The organism is Aliiroseovarius crassostreae, assembly GCF_049803815.1.
GTDB lineage: Bacteria > Pseudomonadota > Alphaproteobacteria > Rhodobacterales > Rhodobacteraceae > Aliiroseovarius > Aliiroseovarius crassostreae_A.
This window is the reverse complement of sequence record NZ_JBNAGI010000006.1, coordinates 46,699-68,790: the sequence shown is the minus strand read 5'-3', so window position 1 is coordinate 68,790 and position 22,092 is coordinate 46,699. Positions and strand designations below refer to the sequence as shown.

21 protein-coding genes are annotated in these 22,092 nt (G+C 61.1%); 15 read left to right on the top strand and 6 right to left on the bottom strand.

Translation table 11 applies throughout. The features are described from left to right. Nucleotides 1-4: 4 nt before the first annotated feature. The 4 genes from ACP15V_RS14680 to ACP15V_RS14665 form a co-directional block, all read right to left on the bottom strand. Entirely contained in the window at nucleotides 5-1,267 is a 1,263-nt protein-coding gene (locus ACP15V_RS14680) for an ATP-grasp domain-containing protein (protein ID WP_424944470.1), read from the bottom strand. A 98-nt stretch (nucleotides 1,268-1,365) separates the two neighbouring features. Beyond that, a complete protein-coding gene (locus tag ACP15V_RS14675; protein WP_424944469.1) occupies nucleotides 1,366-2,175 on the bottom strand; it encodes an alpha/beta fold hydrolase in 810 nt (269 codons plus the stop codon). 63 nt (nucleotides 2,176-2,238) lie between these two features. Then, entirely contained in the window at nucleotides 2,239-5,451 is a 3,213-nt protein-coding gene (locus ACP15V_RS14670; protein ID WP_424944468.1) for a reductive dehalogenase, read from the bottom strand. Next, a complete protein-coding gene (locus ACP15V_RS14665; RefSeq protein WP_424944467.1) occupies nucleotides 5,448-7,127 on the bottom strand; it encodes a sulfatase-like hydrolase/transferase in 1,680 nt (559 codons plus the stop codon). Before ACP15V_RS14665 ends, ACP15V_RS14670 begins: the two co-directional genes overlap by 4 nt. Before the next feature lie 318 nt (nucleotides 7,128-7,445). On the opposite strand from ACP15V_RS14665, the gene ACP15V_RS14660 reads away from it, so the two are divergent. The 10 genes from ACP15V_RS14660 to ACP15V_RS14615 all read left to right on the top strand — a co-directional run bounded on the left by ACP15V_RS14660 (nucleotide 7,446) and on the right by ACP15V_RS14615 (nucleotide 16,678). Continuing rightward, nucleotides 7,446-7,700, top strand: coding sequence for a DUF6732 family protein (locus ACP15V_RS14660; RefSeq protein WP_424944466.1), 255 nt, complete (start codon nucleotides 7,446-7,448; stop codon nucleotides 7,698-7,700). Nucleotides 7,701-7,705: 5 nt separating this feature from the next. Then, nucleotides 7,706-9,013 carry a sirohydrochlorin chelatase gene (locus tag ACP15V_RS14655; RefSeq protein WP_424944465.1) on the top strand — a complete coding sequence of 436 codons (1,308 nt, stop codon included), beginning with the start codon at nucleotides 7,706-7,708 and terminating at the stop codon, nucleotides 9,011-9,013. Nucleotides 9,014-9,015: 2 nt separating this feature from the next. Further along, the gene (locus ACP15V_RS14650; protein WP_424944464.1) at nucleotides 9,016-9,663 is read left to right on the top strand and encodes a precorrin-8X methylmutase; all 648 of its coding nucleotides are present in this window, start codon (nucleotides 9,016-9,018) and stop codon (nucleotides 9,661-9,663) included. A gap of 11 nt (nucleotides 9,664-9,674) precedes the next feature. Further along, complete coding sequence (gene cbiE, locus ACP15V_RS14645) at nucleotides 9,675-10,874, top strand: precorrin-6y C5,15-methyltransferase (decarboxylating) subunit CbiE (RefSeq protein WP_424944578.1); 1,200 nt, start codon at nucleotides 9,675-9,677, stop codon at nucleotides 10,872-10,874. Then, nucleotides 10,871-11,572, top strand: coding sequence for a precorrin-2 C(20)-methyltransferase (gene cobI / locus ACP15V_RS14640; protein ID WP_424944463.1), 702 nt, complete (start codon nucleotides 10,871-10,873; stop codon nucleotides 11,570-11,572). Before cbiE ends, cobI begins: the two co-directional genes overlap by 4 nt. Beyond that, complete coding sequence (gene cobJ / locus ACP15V_RS14635; RefSeq protein WP_424944462.1) at nucleotides 11,563-13,362, top strand: precorrin-3B C(17)-methyltransferase; 1,800 nt, start codon at nucleotides 11,563-11,565, stop codon at nucleotides 13,360-13,362. Before cobI ends, cobJ begins: the two co-directional genes overlap by 10 nt. After that, nucleotides 13,359-14,150: a precorrin-4 C(11)-methyltransferase gene (cobM, locus tag ACP15V_RS14630; protein ID WP_424944461.1), complete on the top strand. Its 792-nt coding sequence runs from the start codon at nucleotides 13,359-13,361 to the stop codon at nucleotides 14,148-14,150. Before cobJ ends, cobM begins: the two co-directional genes overlap by 4 nt. A 51-nt stretch (nucleotides 14,151-14,201) precedes the next feature. Then, on the top strand, nucleotides 14,202-15,641 hold the full coding sequence (locus ACP15V_RS14625) for a cryptochrome/photolyase family protein (protein ID WP_424944460.1): 1,440 nt from the start codon (nucleotides 14,202-14,204) through the stop codon (nucleotides 15,639-15,641). A 104-nt stretch (nucleotides 15,642-15,745) separates the two neighbouring features. Next, nucleotides 15,746-16,099 (top strand): hypothetical protein, encoded by a 354-nt coding sequence (locus tag ACP15V_RS14620; RefSeq protein ID WP_424944459.1) that lies wholly within the window; start codon nucleotides 15,746-15,748, stop codon nucleotides 16,097-16,099. 84 nt (nucleotides 16,100-16,183) lie between these two features. After that, nucleotides 16,184-16,678 (top strand): NUDIX hydrolase, encoded by a 495-nt coding sequence (locus tag ACP15V_RS14615; RefSeq protein WP_424944458.1) that lies wholly within the window; start codon nucleotides 16,184-16,186, stop codon nucleotides 16,676-16,678. 196 nt (nucleotides 16,679-16,874) lie between these two features. Here the strand turns inward: ACP15V_RS14615 and ACP15V_RS14610 are convergent, their stop codons facing one another. Then, nucleotides 16,875-17,417: a L,D-transpeptidase family protein gene (locus ACP15V_RS14610; RefSeq protein WP_424944457.1), complete on the bottom strand. Its 543-nt coding sequence runs from the start codon at nucleotides 17,415-17,417 to the stop codon at nucleotides 16,875-16,877. A gap of 102 nt (nucleotides 17,418-17,519) precedes the next feature. Continuing rightward, complete coding sequence (locus ACP15V_RS14605; RefSeq protein ID WP_424944577.1) at nucleotides 17,520-18,692, bottom strand: MalY/PatB family protein; 1,173 nt, start codon at nucleotides 18,690-18,692, stop codon at nucleotides 17,520-17,522. 289 nt (nucleotides 18,693-18,981) lie between these two features. Here ACP15V_RS14605 and def (ACP15V_RS14600) point away from each other — a divergent pair, with 289 nt between their 5' ends. The 5 genes from def (ACP15V_RS14600) to ACP15V_RS14580 all read left to right on the top strand — a co-directional run bounded on the left by def (ACP15V_RS14600) (nucleotide 18,982) and on the right by ACP15V_RS14580 (nucleotide 22,082). Further along, nucleotides 18,982-19,509, top strand: coding sequence for a peptide deformylase (def, locus tag ACP15V_RS14600; RefSeq protein ID WP_424944456.1), 528 nt, complete (start codon nucleotides 18,982-18,984; stop codon nucleotides 19,507-19,509). A 3-nt stretch (nucleotides 19,510-19,512) separates the two neighbouring features. After that, nucleotides 19,513-20,019 (top strand): peptide deformylase, encoded by a 507-nt coding sequence (gene def / locus ACP15V_RS14595; protein ID WP_424944455.1) that lies wholly within the window; start codon nucleotides 19,513-19,515, stop codon nucleotides 20,017-20,019. Further along, nucleotides 20,016-20,915 carry a methionyl-tRNA formyltransferase gene (fmt, locus tag ACP15V_RS14590; RefSeq protein ID WP_424944454.1) on the top strand — a complete coding sequence of 300 codons (900 nt, stop codon included), beginning with the start codon at nucleotides 20,016-20,018 and terminating at the stop codon, nucleotides 20,913-20,915. The genes def (ACP15V_RS14595) and fmt overlap by 4 nt, the downstream gene beginning before the upstream one ends. 203 nt (nucleotides 20,916-21,118) lie before the next feature. Further along, a complete protein-coding gene (locus tag ACP15V_RS14585) occupies nucleotides 21,119-21,355 on the top strand; it encodes a GlsB/YeaQ/YmgE family stress response membrane protein (protein ID WP_424944453.1) in 237 nt (78 codons plus the stop codon). A 52-nt stretch (nucleotides 21,356-21,407) separates the two neighbouring features. Further along, nucleotides 21,408-22,082, top strand: a complete 675-nt coding sequence (locus tag ACP15V_RS14580) for a hypothetical protein (protein ID WP_424944452.1) — start codon at nucleotides 21,408-21,410, stop codon at nucleotides 22,080-22,082. Nucleotides 22,083-22,092: the final 10 nt, after the last annotated feature.

The window sequence follows — 22,092 nt, the reverse complement described above, 5'->3', positions numbered from 1 at the left end:
ATTGCTAGGCACAAATCCGGGGCGCGGGACCGGCCGTCTTGCCCCATTGCCATGCGTCGCTGCCATCCCCGGGGTGGCAATGGCGCAGCAACATCTCTTCGAAACCTGAAAAGATCCGGTGCATATGCCTGCGCTTGTAAGGAAAGATCGTTTCCGGATCCATGTCATGCACGATCAGCGCATTGTCGGCCTCAAACACCACCAGGTTGCCCTCCGGATCTTCGGCGCAATCGATGCCAAAATAATCCAGATCAATCCCATCGGTAAGCGCGCGAAGCTGGTTTTGATGTCGGGCAGCAAACCCTTGATCAAACCCATCCATAAACGCCTCTTCCTCGCGCCGTTTGATGACAGATCGGTGCATGTCTGCGTTCAGATACCAAAGGTCCCATTGATCGGCGATGGCCATGTGGCAGGGATAGGCTTTGCCATCGATGAACACCACGCGGTACTTGCGAAAACTGCCATCATGGGGGGAGGCGTAATCGACATACTCCGACAGGAAAAACACCTGTTCCTTCCGTCGCTTCAGGTAAGATACAAGCTTTTCTCGGTGGTGAATGCGGGCCAGGCCATCCCCGGCATGTGATCCGCAGGGGCGGATGATGATCGGATAATGTCCAACGCGGCTCAGCAATGTGTCATCAGTGCCGGTGGCCAGCGCAGAGGTCAGGTCGTGACGCGTGAGGCGACGGGTGCGGGGAAACCGCAACCCATCGACATAGGCAAACATCTGCGCCAACTGGTCACGATCCAAAGCAACCGTGCTTTCAGGCCGGTTGAGAACCTCAGTGCCGGTGAGCAATGAAAGCGCACGCACCGTGTCATAAAACCCGTGCGCCCGGGCGGAATCGGCCGGGGCGGCACAAAACGCGACGTCATGTTCCGGCAGCGCTTTGGGGTGGCCGCCGTCCAGATCCGGATAATAGGTGATGATATCAAAGGCTGAGTTTTGCAGCAGAAATTCAATCGGCGTATTGGCCCCCATATGCCCGGCCTCGGCAAACACCAAAAGCCTGTGTTTCGCGGGGTGTCGGCTTTCGGTGCGATACACCCGATGGCGGGCCAGAGCCTTGGCCTGCCAGACCAGCCCCTGATCGCGATTTCCACAAAGCTGTTCAATCACCGAGAGGTCCATCAGGGCGGCTTCGCTGTTTTCCTCCCGCAGGCATCGTTGCAAAAGTTCGGTGTGAAGCGGGTGCAGGTCGACCCCGTCAAAGGCCAGTTTGGTCAGGCTGGCAAGGCCGATACGTGATTGCGGTTCCATTCTGGCTCCTGTCTGTTTCACAGGCAGGATGGCGGGGTTTTATTAAAAAACCGTGGGCATTTGACGAATTTGACAGAGCGTTTCGGGGATCGACGTGATCAGGCTGCCAGAAACTCCTCAACCAGACTGATGAAGTGCTTCGGCTGTTCCATGTTGACCAGATGGGCGCAGCCCGGCACGCAGGTGCCTTTAGCGTCTGGGATGTGCTCAACCAGCATGGTGCAACGCGCCTGAATATGCGGAAAGTCGCGGTCTCCCCAAATCACCAATGTGGGGATGTGGATCTGGTCAAGACGATCCATTGCGCTGGGTGGGTCTTGTTCCTGTGGCAGTTCTTCGTGGCGCAATGCAACGCCGTTCATGTCAAGAAACAGATCGCGCAGCGGGCCAGAGACCCGCCCGTTTTCGCTTGTGGGGCCATCCAGCCAAAGATGCGCCTCGGCGGCGTTGATGGCGTCAAGATCATCCTGGTCTTCCGCGACGTCCAATGCGTCCAACGCAGGTTGGGCTGCAGGAGGGAACGTATCAGGTATTGGCGCACCGGACAGGGCCGGGGCCACCAAGATCAAGGCGCTGACACGGTCGGGGTGGTGCAACGCGAAATCCACCGCAATCCGCCCGCCTTGCGAACAGCCAACCAGAATGGCGGGGCCCGTCCCCATGTGATCCAGAACCGTTTTCAGATCATCCATGTGGCGGAACGGTTCATTCGGGGAAACCGTCTGCCCAAACTCGCGCCGATCATAGGCCAGAACGTGATATCGCTGCGCAAAATGCGCCAGTTCGTGCGCCCACATCCGGTGATCCGCCACGCCGGCGTGCAGAAACACCATCGGGGGGCCGTCGCCATCGGTGAGGGTGAAAAGTTTGGCGCCGCCGCTGCGAATGATCTGCTGAGAGAGGGGCATATGCGTTCCTTGTGTGCTCTGCGCAGTCTACGCCTGCCCGCCCCATTCACCAAACTCTCGATCTTACAGATCGATCTCAACCACGCCTTCCGCCTCTTTGGCCCGGCTTTGACACAGGATCATCGCACCTTTGCGCTGGGCGTTGGACAGGACAAAATCGCGGTGTTCGACCTCGCCGGAAATCACCCCGCATTTGCACACGCCACAAATCCCGTCGGAACATTTCACATCCACATGCACGCCGTTGGCATTCAATACATCCGCTGCGGTCTGATCCTCGGGGACGGCCAACTCCCGCCCATCCTTGAGCTTCAGGGTGAAGGGGTGGTTCTCATAGTCGGGCTGTTCGGGGACGGTGAAATACTCCAAATGCCGCGCCGCTTCCGGGAAGCCCTGTTTTTCGGCCGCGCGCATCACCGCATCCATATAAAACTCGGACCCGCAGCAATAGACGTGGTGCCCCGGTTCATAACCCGCCAGAACCGCATTGAAATCTGCCCGCGTACCTTCATCCGAGAAATGCAGATGCACGCGATCGGCCCAGGGCATTGCGGCAAGATCATCGAGGTATCCCGCATCCGCCCGGCGTGAACAGGAGTAATGCAGCGCAAAATCCCGCCCCAACGCGTGCAAACGGTGGGCAAAGGCGATCATTGGGGTGATGCCGATCCCGCCGCCCATCAGCAAGGTCTTGGTGGCTGTTTCATCCAGTTCAAAATGGTTGATCGGGTTTGAGATGAACACCTTGCGCCCTGGCTCAAAGATCCGATGCAATAGCGCCGATCCCCCGCGCCCCGCGTCTTCGCGCAACACACCGATCTGGAACTGGCTGCGGTCGGCAGGATCCCCGGACAGGGAATACTGGCGCAGGAATTCAGGGCTGACCAACACGTCCAGATGCGCGCCCGCGGTCCATACGGGCAGGGGGGATCCGTCGAACGAGGTGAACTCATATTTCGTCACGGAATCGGTCATTTCCTCAACGTTAGAGACTAATACTTGCCTGACGGGCGCGTCACCGTCGATGGTGAAACGGTGCAGCATCGACAGATCACCCGCCGCTTTGCGGGTGCGATACTCGGCGGCGGATATCAGCGCGTCATAGGCGGCGATCCCAGCCTCGCGGTCCATCGGAAACGGATAAGGGTAGGGCGGCGGCGACAGGTCGGCAGGATAGGCGGCAAGGGTCTGGTCTTCGGGTTTGAGGTCGATTTCACGGTTCAACCCGCGTCGGTTCACCGGGGTTTCGGTTGGGTGATAGCCACCATCCTCGGCCAGTTCCAAATCCCACCACCAGGTTTTGACCGGATTGATCTCGCCATGGCCCACCGCGTCATCCAGTTTTGCCAGCGCGGGGGCCGCTGCCGGGAACCGCGAGGCGGCCCAGCGGAACGGGGCCTGGGCAAACAGCCCTTCCAGGTTCCATGGACAGGTCTTCATACAGCGCCCGCACATCGCGCCCCCCGGATTGGTCACCCGGTAGGTGGTGCATTTCTGTGCGTCGGACTTCCAGATCTCATACCCGTTGAACATCTTTTTCGGCCCGGCGGTGATCGCGCCTGAGGGGCATTCGCGTGCGCATTTGTTGCAGGCTTCGCAAAAGGCCTGCAGGCCGAAATCGATCGGTTTGTCGTGCCCCATCGGCATATCGGTGGTGACCACACCGGATTTCAGGCGTGGGCCAAGATAGGGGTTGAGGATCACATCGCCAATGCGGCTGACCTCGCCCAGTCCGGCGAGCAGCAAAAGCGGCGGTTGCAGCACGGTTCCGTCCATTACGGTGTGCGCTTTGGCGGAATATCCGAGATTGCGGATCTGCTGGGCAATCACCCCACCAATGAGCGCAAAGCGCAGATAGGCGCGCATGGATTGGCTGACCGCGATCCAGTCATCACCCGACGCGCCCTCCATCGTTTCAAAGCCCTGGTCGATCACCATCGAAATGGCGCTGTCATGGGTGGGGTGAATCTCGGCCCCCGTCGCGTCGTGGGAATACCAGCACCAGTCCGGGCAGCGGGATGTGCCAGCCGCGTCGGCCCCCAGAAAGTAACTCGCTGCGCGCAGATTGTCGGCATTGCGGGCGGCATCACGAGGTCGCGTGCCCTGCGCCGTGGCGCCATCCTGAAGCGGCACAAAGGCCCCCAACAGGCGGCGCTGGGCAAAGCTTGGCCCCGATTTGCGCACGTAATGCCCACCCTTAGAGGCCTCTTGCAGATGTTTGCCCATGTCACCGAACTGGCTGCGGGCGAACATATCGGACCGTTTTGGCACCCGCGGCACGTTTGCTTCGTCGATATAGGTGGTGGGGTCGTCGACCCGTTTCAGCCGTTCAAACGGATGCGGCCCCATGTGATAGTCACGGCGCGCATACGGATCGCGGGTGAGGGCCGATTTCACATGGCCCTTGCCCGGCCCGGTGCCGCCCATCCACCATCCGGGGCCGGAGGTGGCGTGCCACGGCTGGTCGGTCATGGGGGCCAGCGGTGCGTCATGAGCGAGCTCCATATCCGTGGTCACCACGGCCACGCCGAAACGCTTGCCCAGCCACGGGGCGACCAGTTCGCCATTGTCTGCCACCGCCAGACCCGAGGTCACGGCCAGCTGGTTCAGATCCAGATCGGTCGACATCGGGCTGTGTGCCATCGCGTCAAACCCAAGCAGGCGGATGTAATTCGCGATCACCACGGCGGTTTCCGTGCCGCGCAGACAGGCGCGGTGGGTTTGCGCGTCCAAGATCCAGTCACTGCCGCGTTCGTCTGGGCGCGGATCGCGCAGGTGCTCGACCAGAAAAACGATCGCGTTGGGGTGATCCACCTTGCGCGGCGCGCGATCCATCGAGGCCTTGAGGTCCGCCATGATCACGTCGATCCCGGCGGCCAGCGTGCGGATTTCGCGGGTTTTCAGGGCATCAGAAAGACGGGGGATGTCGGGGTTGTGACGCGGTTCTGTGAGGCGCGCGCTGTCCGGCACAGGGCCGATCCCAACCATGGAGGTGTCGAGGTAATAGCCAAACGCTTTCAAATGGTTGGCGCGTTCTTGCGGGTCTTCGGGGATGCGGCCATGCGTGGGGTTCACCTCGCCGTCCCGGATCGCATCCATCATCGCCTGAAACTCGCCCATCGCATTCACGATACTGTCGGGCCGCTCTGGCCGGTGAAAGGACAGGGGGGCCATGGCGGGCACGGCAGAGAGCTCCGCCTGACCCGTGCGTTTCAGCCGTTCCAAGGGGTAAGGCCCCAGATGCACGGGCCGCTTCTTGTCAGAGAAAATCTTCATTCGATGTCCCCGTCCGCCGCGGCCACCGGCGTGGCTTTGCCCCGATAGGCGGCGGTGACCTCGTCGGGAATGTCTTCGTCGCCATAGACGCCGATCAGCACGCCAACCTGCGCGGACCCGCCTTTGCGTCGGGCGCGGATTTGGTCGTCACTGACCGTGGTGCGCTGCGACATGCGTCTGGCCCAGCGGTGCAGGTGGTCATACATCTGGGTGATGATGTCGGCATGATCCGCGCTTGCGCCAAGATCGGTCAGCTCCTGCGTGTCGCTTTCCAGATCAAACAGCATCGGACGGAAGCCACCCTCGGCGTGGATCAGCTTCCACCGCTCGGTGACCACCATGAACAGACGGCAATCGCGCGGCTCCAGCCCCAGCCGGTCGGCCATGGGTGAGGTGGAATAGTCATATTCGCTGATCGCAAAGTCGCGCCAGTCCACGTCCTCGCCGCGCAGGATCGGCACAAGTGAGCGGCCTTCGAGGATGTGATCCGCCACCTTGCCCCCCGCCATGTCCACAAAGGTGGCAGCTAGGTCGATCTGTTCGATCAGAAGGTCCGACACCGTGCCACGCGTGGCGTCGGCGTGGGCACGCGGGTCGGCAATGATCAGCGGAACGCGCACCGACGGATCGTGGAAGAAATCCTTCTCCCCCATCCAGTGATCGCCCATGTAGTCGCCATGATCGGAGGTGAGCACAATCACCGTATTTTCGGCCTGACCAGTATCCTCCAGATAATCCAGAATGCGCCCGAGATGATCGTCGCATTGCTTGATCAGCCCCATATAGGCGGGGATCACCACCTCGCGCACCTCGTCGCGCGAAAAGGCGGCGGAGAGTTTGCCCTGCAGATAGGCGTCATAGACTGGGTGGGCGGTTTTGCGTTCGGCGTCTGACCGGACCACGGGGGGAATGTCCTTGACCCCATACATGTCGTGATAAGGGGCGGGCACGATATAGGGCCAATGGGGTTTGATATAGGACAGATGTGCGCACCACGGGCCATCGCCCTTTTTACCTTCCATGAAGTCAATCGCGCGGTCGGTCAGCCAGGGGGTTTCACTGTCTTCTTCGCGGATATTGGCGGGCTTGTCGGCGTGCATCATCAAGAAGCCAGAGGCAATGTCGCCCGCACCATCCACCCCGGCATTGGCGTGGTCATGCCACGGGTTGTGATCGCTATAGCCCTTGTCGCGCAGATACTCGTTATAGGGCGAACGTTTCTGGTCATAAAACCCCTTCGGCCCTTCGGCCCACAGCCCGTCATCACGGATCCAGACATCAAAGCCGCATTCGCCGACACGGGTGCCAATCACCGAATCGGGCGCCAGCCCCAGTCGCGCCATCCCGTCCGCATCCGCCTTCATATGGGTCTTGCCGATCAGCCAGCACCCCATGCCCGCCGCGCGCAGATGATCACCCATGGTCATCTCGCCCACCTTCAGCGGGAAGTTGTTGAACGCCGCCCCGTGCGAAGACACATAACGCCCGGTATAGGTGCTCATCCGGCTCGACCCACAAACGGGCGACTGGCAATAGGCGCGATCAAACCGCACCCCCCGCGCCGCGACCCGGTCGAAATTGGGCGTATCCAAGGTCTTGTGCCCCGCGCAGCTGAGGTAATCAAAGCGCAGCTGATCATACATGATGAACAGGATGTTCGGTGCGGTGTTGGGCATGTTTCGCGCGCCTTTTTGTTGCAAGTGCGATGATATGAGCATGGCTTCCCGCACCTGGAAAGGGAAATTGGATCCAATTTGGGATTTTTTAACAGGTGAGGGAGTCGCAGGCGGCACAATGCGTGCCGCGTTTTTCATTGCGGGTCCCTGCGTTGCTGCCTATACCCGCAGGTGACGAAGCCCATAGGGCCAGAGAGGTTGGCTGTTCGGACATCGACCCAGATAGGGGATGAAAGACAGCGTCGTCGGTGATGGGCACGCGAAACCGTGTCGCATCCGGTGTCTTCCCTGTGCCCGCACCCCGTGAAAGGACACCCGATGTCGAAATCTTTTCTTTTGTCTGTTGCCGCAATTGGCCTGATGGCCGCCCCTGCCTTGGCCCATATCGGCCACGTTGGCGAAGTTGCGGGGCATGGTCACTGGGGGGCGATCATCTTCTTGGGCGGCGCGGTTGCCGTTGGTCTTTGGGCCGCCATCAAGGGCAAGAAAGACGCCGAGAAAGCAACGGCCGAAGGGGCCGAGGATGACACCGCCGAGGAAGAGACCGGCGAAGAAGAATTGGTAGGGGCCTGATTCAGATGACCACCCAGCGTGATGCGCAAGGCAAGAAAATCGGCGTAATGATCTGTGGCCATGGTTCGCGCAGCCAGGCCGCCGTGGACGAATTCAAAGTGCTGGCGGAAAAACTGCCTGCCCTTCTGCCCGACGACTGGATGGTCGATTACGGCTATCTGGAATTCGCCAACCCGGTCATTCGCGATGGCTTGGACAATCTGCGCGACGCGGGCTGCGATCGCATTCTGGCGGTGCCGGGGATGCTCTTTGCCGCGATGCATTCGAAAAACGACATTCCCACCGTGCTGAACACCTATGCCACAAAACATGGCATTGATGTCAGCTATGGGCGCGAGTTGGGCGTGGACCCCAAGATGGTCGCCGCCGCGGGCGCGCGCATTCGCGACGCTGTTGATGCCGCCAATGCCGAACAGGGCGAGGTGCCGCTGGAAGAAACCTGTCTGGTGGTGATCGGCCGCGGCGCATCTGACCCGGACGCCAACGCAAACGTGTCGAAAATCGCACGTCTGCTGCAGGAAGGCATGGGGTTCGGCTGGCTGGAAGTGGGCTATTCCGGCGTGACCTTCCCACTGGTGGAACCCTGCCTGACCCACACCGCCAAGCTGGGCTATAAGCGCGTCATCGTCTTCCCGTATTTCCTCTTTACCGGCATTCTGATCGACCGGATCTATGGCTTCACCGATCTGGTGGCGGAACGCCACCCAGAGATCCAGTTCGTCAAAGCGGGCTACCTGAATGACCACGAGAAGGTGCTGGAAACCTTTGCCGAGCGGATCACCGAACAGGTGGGCGTCATGCCACCGCCCAACTGCGGCACCTGTGGTTATCGCGACCAGATCCTTGCGCTGGACGATCCGAAAGTGGCATCCATTTCCGCCGAAACCCGTGCCAAGCACCCGGCGTTTTCCGACTCCCCGCCACCCACCTGCGTGATGTGCAAATACCGGGTCGAAGTGCTGGGATTTGAAAGCGAGCTGGGCGCGGTGCAGGAAAGCCACCACCACCATGTGGAAGGGCAGGGGGCCAATGCGCCCGGGGCCACCGTGGAAACTTGTGCGCTCTGTGATCATTTCTGCACCGGCGCCTGCCGGTTGGATATGGATCACCACCATCATCACCACGACCACGGGCATGACCACCACCACGGCCACAGCCATGCGCATGATCACGATCACGCACACGATCATTCTCATGACCACGGGCATCACCACCACCATGATCACCATCACGATCATGGGCATGATCACCACCACCCGGAATACCCCCATGCGAAACACCCGCACGGGCCGGAATCCGCGCGAGTGAAATAAACATGCGGCCTCCTTTGCACTACGAGCGTGACCCAATGGCGATCTATGCCGAAAGCTTCGCGACCCTGCGCCGCGAAGCCCGGCTGGATCGGTTCCCCGGCGGCATGGCGGCGCTTGCCACCCGCGTGATCCACGCCTGTGGCATGGTCGAAGTGGCGGATCGTTTGGCGTTTTCGCCGGGGGCCTATGAGGCCGGGCACGCGGCGCTGAAATCCGGCGCCCCGGTGTTTTGCGACTGTGAAATGGTTGGCGCGGGGATCATCCGCCGTTACCTGCCGGCGGAGAACGAGGTGATTGTCACCCTCAACGATCCGCGCACCCCGCTGCTTGCGAAAGAGATCGGCAACACAAGGTCTGCGGCTGCGGTCGAATTGTGGGCCGACAAGCTCGAAGGCGCTGTTGTGGCCGTGGGCAACGCGCCCACCGCGCTTTTCCACCTTCTGGAACTGATCGACGCGGGCGGGCCGAAACCCGCCGTGATCCTCGGGTTCCCAGTGGGATTCGTGGGCGCCGCAGAAAGCAAAGCCGAGCTGGCCGCCAACCCGCGCGGTTGCGACTTTGTCGCCCTGCGCGGTCGCCGTGGCGGATCGGCCATCGCCTCTGCTGCCGTGAATGCCCTCGCCGCGGGCCTGCCGGAGGAAAAGGCATGAGCCAACCCGACATCACCCCGCCCTGGTTGCACATCATCGGCATTGGTGAAGACGGGCTGGATGGTTTGACCCCGGCCACCCGCGCGGTGATTGAAGCCGCTGACGTGATCGTTGGGGGCAAACGCCACCACGAAATGCTGGATACAAAGGCCGAACGCCTCGCCTGGCCCTCGCCCTTTGATGCGCTGATTGGCGAATTGGAAAAACGCCGGGGTAAAGTGGTTGTTGTGCTGGCCTCGGGTGATCCACTCTGGTTCTCGGTTGGGGCCAAAATCGGCCGCCACCTGAACCCGGCTGAAATCACCTATCACCCGCAAATCGGCGCGTTCCAACTGGCCGCGGCCCGGATGGGCTGGTCAATGGCCGATCTGGAAACGCTGACCGTGCATGGCCGCCCGGTTGAGCAGATGATTGCCTTTATCCAACCGGATGCGCGGCTGTTGATCCTAACGACCGGGGCCGAGACGCCGGAACAGATTGCCAGGTTCCTGACCGAGCGCGGCTTTGGTCAATCCCGCCTGACCGTGCTGGCCCATATGGGGGGCGAAAAGGAAGAACGTTTTGACGGTCTGGCGGAAAGCTGGTCCCACGAGGTGCCCGCCTTCAACACGCTGGCGGTCGAATGCATTGCCGCGCCTGATGCCGCCCTGTTGCCGCGTGTGCCGGGATTGGCCGACAAGCTTTTTCAAAGCGACGGCACCATGACCAAGCAAGAGGTGCGCGCGATCACGCTGGCAAAGCTGATGCCGATGCGCGGTGCGCTGTTGTGGGACATTGGCACCGGCTGTGGGTCGGTCGCGGTGGAATGGATGCGCGGAGCGCGCTATGCCCGTGCAATCGGCATTGAACCGAAACCCGAACGCCGCGCCTTGGCCGCCGCGAACGCCTTGGCGCTCGGCGTGCCGCGACTGGAGTTGGTGGACGGCACCGTGCCCGCCGCCCTTCACGGGCTGGACGCGCCGGATGCCGTGTTCATCGGCGGGGGCCTGTCGGAAGAGGTGTTCGACGCCGCCTGGGCCGCGCTGCGCCCGCTGGGCCGTCTGGTCGCCAATGCCGTCACCATCGAAAGCGAAATGTGCCTGGCGGCGCTGCACGCCAAACATGGCGGGCAGTTGGTGAAGCTTTCGGTGGAACGCGCCGAAGCGCTCGGCCTGCTGTCTGGCTGGAAACCGCTGCGCCCCGTCACCCAATGGAGCCTGATTAAAAGATGAGTGGAACCCTTTACGGGATTGGCCTCGGCCCGGGGGATCCCGAGCTGATGACGCTGAAGGCCGCGCGCCTGATTGCGGCGGCGAAGGTCGTGGCCTATCCGGCGCTGGAATGCGGCAACAGTTTCGCGCGATCCATCGCGGCGGATCTGATCGCGAAGGACGCGGACGAAATCACCATCGCGGTGCCGATGACCGTGGAACGCGCCCCCGCGCAGGCTGCTTATGATGCCGGGGCTGCGCAGATTGCCGAACGCCTTGCCGCCGGGGAAGACGTTGTTGTGCTCTGCGAGGGTGACCCGTTTTTCTACGGCTCGTTCATGTATCTCTTTGCGCGGCTTTCCGATCGGTTTGACTGTGAAATCATCCCCGGCGTGACCTCGATCACCACGGTGGCCGCGCGGGCCAAACGCCCCTTGGTGGCGCGCAATGAACGGCTGACCGTGCTGCCCGGCCCGCTGGACGAAGCAGAACTTCGGTCGCGTATTGAAGGTGCGGAGTCGGTGGCGATCATGAAAGTTGGGCGCCACCTGCCGAAAATCCGCGCGGTGATTGCCGATCTCGGCCTCACGGACAAAGCCACTTATGTGGAGCGCGCCAGCCTGCCCGAAGAGGTGGTGTTGCCCCTGAAAGATGCCCCTGAAAAGGCCCCCTATTTCTCGATGATCCTGCTTGCGAAAGGAACCGATCCATGGCTGTGACGCCTGTCGTTATCTGCTTGAATGCCTCAGGCGAACCCCTGGCCCATAAGGTCGCTGCGCTTTTGGGCGCACAGGTGCATGGCCGCGAAGGTCGTGTGGACAAGGCCGACGCGTTTTTCCCAAATGCGCTGGATCACGTGCGGATGTTGTTCGCTGCGGGCACCCCGGTTGTGGGCGTTTGCGCCGCTGGCATCCTGATCCGCGCCGTGGCTCCGATCCTTGCGAATAAACTGGCGGAACCGCCGGTGGTGGCCGTGGCGGATGATGGATCTGCCGTGCTGCCGCTTTTGGGCGGGCATCGTGGCGCCAACCGTCTGGCCAGCCAGATCGCAAAAGAGATCGGCGCAACCGCTGCTGTGACCACAGCAGGTGACGTGTCGATGGGTGTGGCGCTGGATGAACCGCCCGTGGGGTATCGTCTGGCGAACCAGAAGGACGCGAAGGACGCCATGGCCGAACTTCTGTCCGGCGCGGGCGTGTCGATTGTGGGCGAGAACATCTTTGACATCGAAGATGCAGGTGGTTCGGTCGAACTGGTCGTCTCTGAGGCGCCGGTCGAGACCGGCCCGACCCGGCTGGCCTACCACCCGCAGCGTTTTGCGCTGGGCGTGGGCTGTGCCCGAAATGCGGACCCTGAAGAGCTGTGGCAGAACGTGTCTGAACAGCTGACCGCGGCCAATATCGCGCCCGAAGCGATTGCCTGTGTGACCTCGCTGGATCTGAAGGCGGACGAGCTTGCGATGACCCAACTGGCCCGCCGTTTGGGTGTACCGTTCCGCCTGTTCACCGCCGCTGATCTGGAAGCGCAAACCGCACGCCTCGCCAACCCGTCCGACGTGGTGTTTGACGAGGTTGGCTGTCATGGCGTGTCCGAAGGGGCCGCGCTGGCCGCTGCCGGTCCCGACGCCGAACTGGTCGTGCCGAAGGTCAAAACCGCCAACACCACCTGCGCCATTGCCCGCGCCCCCGAGCCGATCACCGAGATGCCGGGCCGGTCGCGCGGCAAGCTCTCGATCGTCTCGATCGGGCCGGGCCAGCACACATGGCGCACGCCCGAGGCCAGCCACCTGTTGCAGGAAGCTGAGGAACTGGTGGGGTACGGCCTTTATATCGACCTGATCGGGCCTTTGGCGGCGGGCAAAGCCCGCTCCGATTTCCCGTTGGGCGGCGAAGAAGACCGTTGCCGTTATGCATTGGAGCAGGCGGGCAAAGGCAAGAACGTGGCGCTGGTCTGTTCGGGCGATGCGGGCATCTATGCCATGGGTGCGCTGGTTTATGAACTCCTGGACCGCTCGGAAGACGAGAAGGGTGTCACCGATGCGGCGCGTCGGGTCGAAGTGGTGTCCACCCCCGGTGTGTCCGCCCTGCAAGGGGCCGCCGCCCGCGCAGGTGCGCCGCTGGGTCATGATTTCTGCGCGATTTCCCTGTCGGATCTGCTGACCCACCGCGAAGATATCGTGAAGCGCCTGCATGCTGCCGCCGAAGGGGATTTTGTGATCGCCTTCTACAACCCGGTGTCGATGAAACGCCGCACCCTGCTGGCCGAAGCACGAGATATCCTGCTCAAGCACCGCCCGGCGGACACGCCCGTCATGCTGGCCTCCAATCTGGGCCGCCCGACTGAGAACATTCGTTATCGTCGTCTGGACGAGCTGGAGGTCGATGAGGTCGACATGCTGACCGTCGTTCTGGTCGGATCAAGCAATTCGCGCCTTGCCCAATTGGGCGACGGCCCGCGTATGTTCACCCCGCGCGGCTATGCCCGCCGCATCGACGGAGATCTGTCATGACCGTTTATTTCATTGGCGCAGGCCCCGGTGACCCCGAATTGCTGACCCTGAAGGCGCAGCGTGTGATCGGCGAATGCCCGGTCTGCCTGTACGCGGGGTCGCTGGTGCCGCCGCAGGTGGTGGCCTGTGCGCCCGAAGGGGCCAAGGTCATGGACACCGCCCCCATGACGCTCGATGACACGCATGCTGAAATCCTTGCCGCCCACAAGCGCGGCGAAGATGTGGCGCGGGTGCATTCGGGTGATCCGTCTTTGTACGGTGCCATCGCCGAGCAAATCCGCCGCCTGAAAGCGGATGGGATCGACTATCAGGTCATCCCCGGCGTGCCCGCCTATGCCGCTGCCGCCGCCGCTCTGGGGCAGGAACTGACCATCCCCGAAATTGCCCAGTCGATTGTACTCACGCGGATGTCGATGCAGTCGACTTCGATGCCCGAAGGCGAGAGCCTTGAGAACTTTGCCAAGACCGGCGCCACGCTGGCCATTCACCTGGCCGTGCGCAATATGCGCGAGATCGAACGGGTGCTGACGCCGTATTATGGCGAAGATTGCCCGGTGGTCGTCGCCTACCGCGTTGGCTGGCCGGACGAGATGTTCATTCGCGGCACCATCGCCGACATCCGCAAAAAGGTGCGGGCCGAGAAAATCACCCGCACCGCGCTGATCCTCGTTGGTCCCGCGCTGGATCGTGGGCGCGACTTTAAGGACAGCGCGCTTTATGACCCGGCGGTGCCCCATGTGCTGCGCCCGGTTGTTGGCGTCGATCTGGTCGAGGACCACAATACGTGATCCAGCGGCGGGGAATATGCGTATAAACGTCATGCAACCAAAGAGGTTTTCATGAGTGACCGCGCACATCCCCCCGCCATTGTTCTGTTTCGCAACGACCTGCGGCTGTCAGATCACGCCGCTCTGACGGCGGCCTGTTCCGGTGGCAAACCTGTCATCTGTCTTTATGTGAACGATCCTGCCCCCGCCGACGCGATGGGCGGGGCGCAGCGTTGGTGGCTGCATCATTCCCTTTCGGCCCTGTCCGATCAGATTGCCGCAAAGGGGGGGCAGCTTGTTTTGCGCGCCGGGGCGACGCTGGATGTGCTTGGGCAGATCATTGCAGAAACAGGTGCCGATCAGGTCCACTGGTCGCGCCGTTACACCCCCAATGGCATCGCCGCGGATACCGCGCTGAAAGCTGCGTTGAAAGACCAGGGCGTGACTGTCGAAAGCCATGCCGGGCGATACCTGTTTGAACCCTGGCAGGTCATGACCAAAACCGGGACGCCGTTTCGGGTCTTCACCCCGTTTTGGCGTGCGTCTCTGACCCGTTTGGAGAGTGTGGAGCGCCCACTGCCCGTGCCCGATATGGCGCATGTCCTGTCTGATCTGCCGTCAGAACACTTGCCTGATTGGCACTTTTTGCCCACCTCCCCCAATTGGTCCACCGGGTTTGATCCGCTTTGGACCCCCGGTGAAGATGGGGCCTTTGCCCGGCTGGATCGGTTTCTGGCGGATCGGGCAAAGGGCTATGCCGAAGGGCGGAATTTTCCGGCCAAAATGCACGTCTCCAACCTCTCGCCGCATCTGCAAATGGGCGAGATCACCCCGCGCCAGATCCTGGCCAGCCTGCGCCGGGCAGAGTTTGAGGGGAACGTGGGTGAACGGGACGGGGCCAAGTTTCTGGCCGAGCTTGGTTGGCGCGAGTTTTCTGCCTATCTGCTTTTCCATAACCCGACCCTGCCAGATAAGGAGTTTCAGCCGAAATTTGCCTCTTTCCCCTGGCGGGAGGCCCCGGATGATTTGGCCGCGTGGCAACACGGGCGAACCGGGTATCCAATTGTCGATGCCGGGATGCGGGAATTGTGGCAGACCGGCACCATGCACAATCGGGTGCGCATGATCACCGCGTCCTTTCTGATCAAACATCTTCGGATTGATTGGCGTGCCGGGCGGGATTGGTTTTGGGACACACTGGTGGATGCTGATGTGGCCTCCAATGCGGCCAGCTGGCAATGGGTGGCCGGGTCCGGTGCCGACGCAGCCCCCTATTTCCGGATCTTCAACCCAATCACGCAGGCCGGAAAATTCGATCCCGACGGGGATTATATCCGGCAATGGGTGCCGGAACTTGCCAAACTTCCCACCCGCCATCTGGGTGCCCCATGGCAAGCGCCCGAACAGATATTGCAGGCGGCAGGGGCCAGGTTGGGCGAGACCTACCCCCTGCCGATTGTGGATCACAAACAGGCGCGTGAAGCGGCGCTGGCGGCCTTTTCTGACTTGTAACCAAACTGTGAAAAAAACAAAAAAAGATTACATCAAACAAAAGGTTAACTTGACCGTTACAATTCTCATGCCATCATTAAGGTCCGCGAAGGGGAGATGGATTGATGCTGGAACATTTGCCGAAAGAGGTGCGCGAAGGGCTGGAAGCCGCCCGCAAACGTGACCTGAAAAAGAAATCACGCCTGCGCATTCGGGTGAACGAAGAAGTGTTCCCGGTGCTGAAATTCTGGGAAACCGGCTTTGCGCTGGACGGTGACCGCGCGCCCCATTTGCGTGGGCTGGTCGATCTTTATGACGGGTCGCGCCACTTGTATCAGTGCCTGATCATCGCCTCGGAAGAGGAAGAGGGTGAGATGCATTACGAATTCAAGCGCAGGGCCGAAGCCCATGATCGCGCACCGCTCGATTTTGCCCGCGAGGAAAATGCCCCGGTCGGGCTGATCGCCAAGGACGCCTGACCCCGTATCACTCAGAGTTGACGGGGGCATCTGAACGGGTCATTTTCAACCCCTCTTGCCCCCGCAACCCAAAAGGCAAACCCCATGTCGACACTTCGCCGCGCCCGGCGCCTGCGCCCCTGGTTGGTGTCCGTGGTGGTCTTGCGCCCGGAACCCGACGGGACAAAAGTGCTTTTGATGAAACGCAACCACCCGCCAATTGGGATCTGGTGTCAGGTTGCGGGCAAAATCGAATCCAATGAAATGGCATGGGCCGCCGGCCTGCGCGAACTTCGCGAAGAAACCGGCTTGACCCCAACGCGCTACTACTCGGCAGATGTTTGCGAAGAGTTTTACGAAGTATGCACAGACGAAATTGTAATCGCACCGGTTTTTGTGGCTTTTGTTCAGGAAGATGTTGAAGTGCAGTTGAATGATGAACATTCGGAGTATCTGTGGCTTGATATGAGAGAGGCGATTTCGCGGCTCAGCTTTGCAGGGCAGAAACGGGTTATGCGCGAGGTGGAGGCGGGGTTTGTAAAATCAGAACCACTGTCGCTTCTGGAAATTCAGCTGCCCTCATCCGTCAGGACAGAGTGACCAAATGCGGCGCGTGTGCAATCCACATGGTTGTCAGGCCCGCCTTTGCCCGGCTCATTTTCTGGTCATAAATATCCCGGGGTGAGGACGTCGTCCGAGGGGCAGCGCCCCTTCTAGGCTCATCGTAGATGAGCCACGCCCAAGCCTGTCGACCGAAGGGAGAAAAGGCGCGGGAGCCACCTTATGAACCCCCGCCTCAGGGCAGAATTTCCACTTCGGTCCCGTCCGGGGTGATCGCCCAAAGCTCTTCGATCTCATCGTCTGACACGGCGATGCAGCCCGCAGTCCAGTCATAGGGGATGGTCACAAAACGCCCCGACCCGTTGGGCTGGCCATGGATGAAGATATCCCCGCCCGGGCGCACACCGGCCGCTTCGGCACGGGCGATGTCGTCCAGTTGCGGGTAATCGATCCCCAACGACAGGTGATAGGCGCTTTTGGGGTTGCGATGGGTGATCTTGAACACCCCTTCAGGGGTCTTTCCATCGCCCTCCACCGTCTTGTCCCCTTTCGGCGCAAACCCCAGTGCAACCTTATAGGTTTTCACTGCTTCGCCCTCGCGAAATACGGTCAGGGTGCGGGCGGACTTCTCCACCACGATCCGGTCGATCTGACCGGTGATCGGCTCCATCACCGGGGGGGCGGTCATTGGCGCAAAGCGATCCCACAGCACAACGCCCACAAGGACAAAAAGCGCAAGAAGGGTCAGGCGGGAAAAGAAACGGGCGAGGATCTGCATGATCTTTACTTGACCTTTGGGATGGCCGGTCGCAACCAAATGCCGCCCGGTAAGGTTGTGCCGGGCGGGGAATTGCTCATGTGTCGCGCAGGGGGTGGCGCCTTATTGCAGATCGGCAAACGCGCGTTGCAGGCGGGCGACCGCGTCTTCGACCCGCGCGCCCTGCGTGGCCAGATTGAACCGCTGGAACCCGTCGCCGCCGTTGCCAAAGCTCGGCCCGGGGCTGACCGCAATCTTGGCGTCGTCGCGGATGCGGGCGATCACCTCGTCATGGCTCATCCCGGTGTCGGAAAAATCGACCCAGGCCAGATAGGTGGCCTGCAGCGGCAGCGAGCGCACGCCGGGGATCGCATTCACGCCCGCATCAAAGATCTGCCGATTGCGGGTCAGATGCGCGATCTGCTGGTCCACCCAGATCGCCCCTTCGGGTGAATAGGCGGCGGTGATCATGTCGACCGACAGCATCGCCGGCGCGTAATCCAGCGCGGCCAGGCGTTTCTTCATGGTTTGGCGCAAGTCAGGGTCGGCGATGATCATGTTGCCCGTGCGCTGGCCGGCGATATTAAAAGTTTTCGACGGGGCCGACAGGGTCACAAGCCGCGACAGGGCGTCGGGGGCCGCCACGGCGGTTGGGGTATGTTTGAACCCGTCATACACCAGGTCCTGATGGATCTCGTCCGAGATCAGCATCAGATCATTGCGTTCGGCGAAATCGGCCACGGCGCGCAGCTCTTCCACTGTCCAAACCCGGCCAGACGGGTTCTGTGGCGAGCAAAACAGGATCATCTTTTCATCACCCGTCAGGCGCGATTGCGCGTCTTCCAGATCCAGCGTGTAAAGATCGCCGTCCCGCGTCAAAGGGCATTCCACAACCTTACGGCCGTTCTTACCAATCTTCAGAGCAAACTCGTGATAAACGGGGGTGAAGATCACCACCCCGTCGCCCGGTTCGGTCCAGGTTTGCAGGCACATGGCAATCGCATTGCCCAGACCCTGCGTGGTCAGCACCCAATCCGGGTCCACGTCCCAGCCGTGCCGGGTTTTGTGCCACCAGGCCACCGCATTCAGGTAATCTGGATGCTCCCACGAATAGCCAAACACACCAAGATCCGCAGCTTTGCGAATGGCGTCGATCACGCAGGGGGCGGTGGCGTAATCGCTGTCGGCGGTCCACATGGCCAACCCGTCTTCCGGCGAGACGCCAAAGAGCTTTTCCATCTTGTCCCATTTTGAGGCATTGGTGCCGCGGCGGTCGATCATCGTGTCAAAGGTCATGGCGGTGCTGTCGTCGAAAGTCATGGTGTCTCCTGCTCGGGGCACGTTAGCGGCTTTGGTCCATGGTGCAAGAGGCGGGTGGACCAATGTGAGTGGTTGAATGGGTGGAAATGTTGCAAAAAATGGCGTGAAAGGGAACGGTGTAAAGAGAGGCAGGGAAATAATGAGAAATTATTGCCTGAAATAGCCAATCAATGTGTGAATATACCTCACTCGGCCGAGTGCGCGCCGGCGGTATGGGAAAATTGCGCCCATTGCACCAACGCCCCTCTTGTCCTACATCCCCCTTATGACACTGCGAAACATCCTTATTCACCCCGATCCGCGCCTGAAAAAGGTGGCTGATTCTGTGCCCGACCTGTCGGACGAGCTGCGTGTGCTGGCCGATGACATGCTGGAAACCATGTATGACGCGCCGGGCATTGGCCTTGCCGCGCCGCAGATCGGCATCTCGAAGCGGCTGATTGTGCTGGATTGTGTGCGCGATGACGATGAACCGCCGCAGCCCATGGTGATGTTCAACCCCGAGGTCATTCGCGCCTCGGATGAGCTGAATGTCTACGAAGAAGGCTGCCTGTCGATCCCCGACCAGTTCGCCGAAGTGACCCGCCCGAAAGAGGTGGGTGTGCGCTGGCTTGATGTGGACGGGAACCTGCAAGAGAGGGATTTTGACGGGCTGTGGGCGACCTGTGTCCAGCACGAGATTGACCATCTGGATGGCAAATTGTTCATCGACTATCTGAAGCCACTCAAGCGCCAGATGATCACCCGCAAGATGCAGAAGCTGAAGCGTGATCTGGCGCGGGGCAAGGCGTAAGATATGGCCGCGACCACCCACCGCCCTTACGTGATGTGGCCCAACAAGGCCCTGAAAACGGTGGCAGAGCCGGTTGACGCGATCAGCGACGAGATCCGCGCGATCTGGGACGAGATGATCTTTGCGATGGACAGCATGCCCGGCGTTGGGCTGGCCGCGCCGCAGCTGGGTATCAATTTGCGCCTCGCTGTGGTGGATGCGTCCGACGAACGGGGTCAGGCGATCCGCATGGCCAACCCGGAAATCCTGCACGCTTCGACCCAGCTGCGCACCCACCGGGAAGGCAGCCCGAACCTGCCGGGCGTTTGGGCCGAAATCGACCGCCCCCGTGCGGTGACCGTGCGGTTCCTGAACGCCGCGGGTGAGGTCGAGGAACGCGATTTTGTGCATCTCTGGGCCACCTCGGTGCAGCACCAGATCGACCACCTGAACGGCAAAATGTATTTCGATCACCTGTCCAAAATGAAGCGCGACATGCTGATCAAGAAGGCAAGGAAACTGGCGCGATGAAGCTGGCCTTCATGGGATCCCCTGATTTCTCGGTGCCGGTGCTGGACGCGCTGGTGGAGGCCGGGCATGAGGTCGCCGCTGTCTATTGTCAGCCGCCTCGACCCGCTGGCCGTGGCAAGAAAGATCGCCCTGGCCCGGTCCACGCGCGCGCGCTGGAATTAGGGCTGGCGGTCCGCCATCCGGTATCCCTGAAAGGGGCAGAGGAGCAAGAGGCATTTGCCGCGCTCGACCTTGATGCCGCCGTTGTGGTCGCCTACGGCCTGATCCTGCCGCAGGCGATTTTGGAGGCGCCGCGGCAGGGATGCCTGAACATTCACGCGTCACTTTTGCCGCGCTGGCGGGGGGCGGCGCCCATCCACCGCGCGATCATGGCGGGGGACGCGGAAACCGGCATTTGCATCATGCAAATGGAAGCAGGGCTGGACACCGGCCCTGTGTTGCTGCGCGAGGCCACTCCGATCGGGGCCGAAGAAACCACGCTTCAACTGCATGACCGCCTTGCGCCGATGGGCGCGCGGATGATTGTCGACGCGCTGTCGCGGCTTGAGGATCTGACGGCGGACCCCCAGTCGGATGAGGGTGTGACCTATGCCGAGAAGATCCTGAAAGACGAGGCGCGCGTGGATTGGACCCGCCCCGCAACCGAGGTGGATCGTCTGATCCGCGGCTTGTCGCCCTTCCCCGGTGCAAAATGCGAGATGAATGGAGAGCAGATCAAGCTTCTGTCCTCGCGTCTGGCCAAGGGGCAGGGGGCGCCGGGGCAGGTGTTGTCCGGTCTGACCATCGCCTGTGGTGAAGGCGCGATTGAGGTTTTAAGCGCCCAACGTCCGGGCAAAAAGCCGATGCTGGCGGAGGATTTCCTGCGCGGCGTCGACATGCCCGACCGCTTGGGGTGAGGCTGCATCGCGGCACGAGCCCAGCGTCGATCGTCGCCCCCAAATTTCTTCTTTCCAAGCCCGGTGAACTGGATTCTAGTTTTCTAGTTTTCTAGTTTTCTAGTTTTCTAGTTTTCTAGTTTTCTAGTTTTCTAGTTTTCTAGTTTTCTAGTTTTCAGCCGAGAAGCCTTTGAATTGCCATTCGGAACAGCCATATAGACTCTATGAGCATCCTGTTCCTGATCATTTTCGGCATTGCCGCAGGCTTCATCGCCACCCGTCTGATGGGGATTGAGGCCGACGTACCAACCACCATTGCCATCGGCGTGCTGGGCGCACTTGTCGGCGGTTTGCTATTGCGTGGGCTCATGGCGCTGTTTGGAATGGCCGCCGGGTTTGTCGGGGCCGTGTTGGGCGCACTGGCGGTATTGTGGATCTACAAGACCTATCTGAAAAAGTGACCCCCCGTTGCGGTTAACACAATTTTAACCAAGGTGAAGCAATCCTTGCTTCATGCCCTGTCTGACCTCCCTTCGTGCCGTTGTGGCGATATTGCTGACCTGCCTGTTGGCCACGCCTGCCCTTTCGGGGGCCTGGCCGCGCGGGGATGGCAATGTGTTTCTGTCATTCCATGCGGTGCAAGACGACTTGAATTGGGCTGAGCGCCCGAGCTTTGCAGCCTATTTCGAATATGGCCTCACGGATCAATGGACCCTCGGGGCCAAGCTGGAATACGATTTTCAATCAGAAGAGTTTACCGAAGGTGAGCTTTTTGCCCGTTGGAGCTTCGCACCCGGTGACGGGCCGTGGCAAAAGGCCGTCAGCCTGACCGTGGCTGGCCTGGGCGACCAGCAGCACCGCCTGATCCCCGCCTTCCATTTGGGGCGGGGGTTCGACACGCGTTGGGGGAATGCTTGGACGGATCTGACCTTTAAGGCGGATCTTCCGCTGCAGGATGGGGACAAAGCGCTGGGGGTTGTTGGGCAGCTCGGGCTGAAACCTCATGACCGGCTGATGACGCTTTTTTCCGTGGATGTTTTCGCCAGCGAAACCGAAACCTATACCAAACTCATCCCGGCCGTCGCCTGGCAGATCCGCCCGGGCAAACACCTGCATCTGGAATGGAGCGAAACCGTTGATCCGGTGCCGGCGGGCAAGCTGTCATTGGGGCTTTGGATGGAGTTTTGACGCAGGTTTT

Excerpts from the sequence above, each read along its gene's own strand:
- ACP15V_RS14680 (WP_424944470.1), bottom strand. The coding sequence starts at position 1,267 with ATGGAACCGCAATCACGTATCGGCCTTGCCAGCCTGACCAAACTGGCC.
- ACP15V_RS14675 (WP_424944469.1), bottom strand. The coding sequence starts at position 2,175 with ATGCCCCTCTCTCAGCAGATCATTCGCAGCGGCGGCGCCAAACTTTTC.
- ACP15V_RS14670 (WP_424944468.1), bottom strand. The coding sequence starts at position 5,451 with ATGAAGATTTTCTCTGACAAGAAGCGGCCCGTGCATCTGGGGCCTTAC.
- ACP15V_RS14665 (WP_424944467.1), bottom strand. The coding sequence starts at position 7,127 with ATGCCCAACACCGCACCGAACATCCTGTTCATCATGTATGATCAGCTG.
- ACP15V_RS14660 (WP_424944466.1), top strand. The coding sequence starts at position 7,446 with ATGTCGAAATCTTTTCTTTTGTCTGTTGCCGCAATTGGCCTGATGGCC.
- ACP15V_RS14655 (WP_424944465.1), top strand. The coding sequence starts at position 7,706 with ATGACCACCCAGCGTGATGCGCAAGGCAAGAAAATCGGCGTAATGATC.
- ACP15V_RS14650 (WP_424944464.1), top strand. The coding sequence starts at position 9,016 with ATGCGGCCTCCTTTGCACTACGAGCGTGACCCAATGGCGATCTATGCC.
- cobI (WP_424944463.1), top strand. The coding sequence starts at position 10,871 with ATGAGTGGAACCCTTTACGGGATTGGCCTCGGCCCGGGGGATCCCGAG.
- cobJ (WP_424944462.1), top strand. The coding sequence starts at position 11,563 with ATGGCTGTGACGCCTGTCGTTATCTGCTTGAATGCCTCAGGCGAACCC.
- cobM (WP_424944461.1), top strand. The coding sequence starts at position 13,359 with ATGACCGTTTATTTCATTGGCGCAGGCCCCGGTGACCCCGAATTGCTG.
- ACP15V_RS14625 (WP_424944460.1), top strand. The coding sequence starts at position 14,202 with ATGAGTGACCGCGCACATCCCCCCGCCATTGTTCTGTTTCGCAACGAC.
- ACP15V_RS14620 (WP_424944459.1), top strand. The coding sequence starts at position 15,746 with ATGCTGGAACATTTGCCGAAAGAGGTGCGCGAAGGGCTGGAAGCCGCC.
- ACP15V_RS14615 (WP_424944458.1), top strand. The coding sequence starts at position 16,184 with ATGTCGACACTTCGCCGCGCCCGGCGCCTGCGCCCCTGGTTGGTGTCC.
- ACP15V_RS14610 (WP_424944457.1), bottom strand. The coding sequence starts at position 17,417 with ATGCAGATCCTCGCCCGTTTCTTTTCCCGCCTGACCCTTCTTGCGCTT.
- ACP15V_RS14605 (WP_424944577.1), bottom strand. The coding sequence starts at position 18,692 with ATGACCTTTGACACGATGATCGACCGCCGCGGCACCAATGCCTCAAAA.
- def (WP_424944456.1), top strand. The coding sequence starts at position 18,982 with ATGACACTGCGAAACATCCTTATTCACCCCGATCCGCGCCTGAAAAAG.
- def (WP_424944455.1), top strand. The coding sequence starts at position 19,513 with ATGGCCGCGACCACCCACCGCCCTTACGTGATGTGGCCCAACAAGGCC.
- fmt (WP_424944454.1), top strand. The coding sequence starts at position 20,016 with ATGAAGCTGGCCTTCATGGGATCCCCTGATTTCTCGGTGCCGGTGCTG.
- ACP15V_RS14585 (WP_424944453.1), top strand. The coding sequence starts at position 21,119 with ATGAGCATCCTGTTCCTGATCATTTTCGGCATTGCCGCAGGCTTCATC.
- ACP15V_RS14580 (WP_424944452.1), top strand. The coding sequence starts at position 21,408 with ATGCCCTGTCTGACCTCCCTTCGTGCCGTTGTGGCGATATTGCTGACC.